The organism is Micromonospora arida (assembly GCF_003857035.1).
Taxonomy (GTDB): domain Bacteria; phylum Actinomycetota; class Actinomycetes; order Mycobacteriales; family Micromonosporaceae; genus Micromonospora; species Micromonospora arida.
The window spans coordinates 1-2522 of record NZ_QGSY01000018.1; the positions used below are offsets into that span (position 1 = coordinate 1).

At 72.3% G+C, this 2522-nt stretch carries 3 protein-coding genes; all 3 read left to right on the forward strand.

Translation table 11 applies throughout. The features are described from left to right. The first annotated feature begins 240 nt into the window (after positions 1-240). Positions 241-1182 (forward strand): DMT family transporter, encoded by a 942-nt coding sequence (locus DLJ58_RS00110; RefSeq protein ID WP_244218714.1) that lies wholly within the window; start codon positions 241-243, stop codon positions 1180-1182. Between the two features lie 24 nt (positions 1183-1206). After that, positions 1207-1662, forward strand: coding sequence for a GNAT family N-acetyltransferase (locus DLJ58_RS00115; RefSeq protein ID WP_124853297.1), 456 nt, complete (start codon positions 1207-1209; stop codon positions 1660-1662). A gap of 118 nt (positions 1663-1780) precedes the next feature. Then, on the forward strand, positions 1781-2522 hold a 742-nt coding region (locus DLJ58_RS00120; protein WP_148097950.1), incomplete at its 3' end, for a lytic polysaccharide monooxygenase auxiliary activity family 9 protein.

The window sequence follows — 2522 nt, forward strand, 5'->3', positions numbered from 1 at the left end:
GCCTGACCGCGCCCGCCCGCCCGGCCTGACCGCGCCCACCCGGCCGCGGGCCAACCGGACCACCACGCTGGGGTACGGTCGTCGCCATGCGGCCGTTCCTGGGCGTCCTGCCCCCGCCGCGCTCCTGAGCGGAGCGCCGCGCCTCTCGCCGACCGGGTGACCTGACCCCGCTCGGCCACCCTGTCGTACGCGCTCCGTCGACGTCGTCCCCGTCAACGGCTCACCCTTCGGAGCGCTCCCGTGTCCACGACCCGCACCGCGCTGCCGGCCGCCTTGGCCGCCAGCCACGCCGCCCGCAGCGGCCTGATCCAGATCACCGTCACCGGGGTGCTGTGGGGCACCACCGGTGTGGCGGTGCAACTCCTGCGCGAGAACACCGGGCTCAGCCCGGTGAGCATCGGCTTCCACCGCCTCGCCATCGCCGCGCTCGTGCTGTTGGCGTGCACCGCCGGCCGGCTCCGCACGATCGTGACCACCCTGCGTGCCGCACCCGTACCGCTGCTGCTCACCGGCGTCGGCCTCGGCCTCTACCAGGCGCTCTACTTCGCCGCCGTGGCCTGGGCCGGAGTCAGCGTGGCCACCATCGTCAGCCTGGGCCTGGCACCGGTGCTCGCCGCGGCCTGGGAGTCGGCGCACGCCCGCCGGCTCCCCGGCCCGCTGCGACTCGGCACGCTGGTTGCGGCTTTGGCCGGCCTCGTCCTGATCACCGCCGCCACCGAGCACCCCGGCGCGGCGGCGCCCGCCCCGCTGCTCGGCCTGCTCGCGGCAGCCGGCTCCGGCCTCGGGTACGCGGCTACCACCCTGGTCAGCCGTCGGGTGTCGCAGCGCACCGCGCCCATGACGCTGACCACCATCTCCACCACGGTCGGCGCGCTGACCCTGGCACCGTTCGCCCTGGTCGCCGGGGTCAGCGTGCCGGTACGCCTCGACACCCTGGCGCTGCTGCTGCACCTCGGTGTGGTCACCACGGCCGTCGCGTACGCGTTGTTCTACGCCGGGCTGCGCACCACCACGGGCAGCGTCGCGGCAGTGCTGACCCTGCTCGAACCGCTCACCGCCGCGGCGCTGGCGGTGGCGCTGCTGCGCGAACCGCTCCCCCTGCCGGTGATCGTCGGCGGTGTCCTGCTGCTCACCGCCGTGGCCGCCACCTACCTCGCACCCGACCGGGCGGATCTCCGGTGAACCCGCCCGACCTACCATCGGTGGATGCCCCAGCAGACCACCGAACTACGGACGGCCTCCTTCGCCGACCTGAACGCCCGCACCCTCCACGACCTGCTCAAACTGCGCATCGACGTGTTCGTGGTGGAGCAGAACTGCCCGTACCCGGAGCTGGACGGGCGGGACGTCGAGCCGGGCACCCGGCACGTCTGGCTCACCGACGGCGGCGCGCCGCTTGCGTACCTGCGGATTCTGGCCGACCCGGACGGTGTCGCCCGGATCGGTCGGGTCGTGGTGGCCCCGGCGGCGCGTGGCGGCGGACACGCCGGCCGGCTGATGACGGCGGCGCTGGAGGTGGTGGGCAACCGACAGTGCGTGCTGGACGCCCAGTCGCACCTGGTCGCGTTCTACGCCCGGCACGGCTTCGCGGAGAGCGGCCCCGAGTACGTCGAGGACGGCATCCCGCACACCCCGATGCGGCGCGATGCCATTGACGGTTGACGATCGAGCTGGCATGGTGCCGGGTAGAGCCGTCGCGGGAGCCAGCGACCAGGCACGGGAGTGGGCAACTCCCGGCGATCCGGGTGTCGACGTCCGACCTCATCCCCCCGGGGGCTCCATGTCTTTCACCCGATCACGACGCGTGCTCTGGTTGTTCGCCATCATGGCGACCATCACGCTCCTGTTGACGACCGCACTGACCACCATGCTGCCCAAGTCCGCTTCGGCGCATGGTTCGGTCGTCGACCCGGCGTCCCGTAACTACAGCTGCTGGCAACGCTGGGGCAGCGACTTCCAGAACCCTCGGATGGCCACCGAGGACCCGATGTGCTGGCAGGCCTGGCAGGCCGACCCGGCCGCCATGTGGAACTGGAACGGCCTGTTCCGCGAGGGCGTGGGCGGCAACCACCAGGCCGCCGTCCCCGACGGCCAACTGTGCAGTGGCGGACGCACGCAGAGCCCCCGCTACAACGCGTTGGACACCATCGGCGCCTGGAAGACCACAGCGGTGTCGAACAACTTCCGGCTCCGCTTCTTCGACCAGGCCAGTCACGGCGCCGACTACATCCGGGTGTACGTGACGAAGCAGGGCTTCAACTCCGCCACCCAACCGCTCGGCTGGGGCAACCTGGAGTTGGCCGGCCAGATCGGTAACACCCCGGCCTCCCAGTGGGACCCGGACACCGGCGGTGTCTCGATCCAGATCCCGGTGAACGCACCGGGACGCACCGGACGGCACATCGTCTACACCGTCTGGCAGGCCAGCCACCTGGACCAGTCGTACTACCTGTGCAGCGACGTCGACTTCGGCGGCGGGTCGACCACCCCACCGCCCACCACGCCCCCGCCGACGACACCGC

Excerpts from the sequence above, each read along its gene's own strand:
- DLJ58_RS00115 (WP_124853297.1), top strand. The coding sequence starts at position 1,207 with ATGCCCCAGCAGACCACCGAACTACGGACGGCCTCCTTCGCCGACCTG.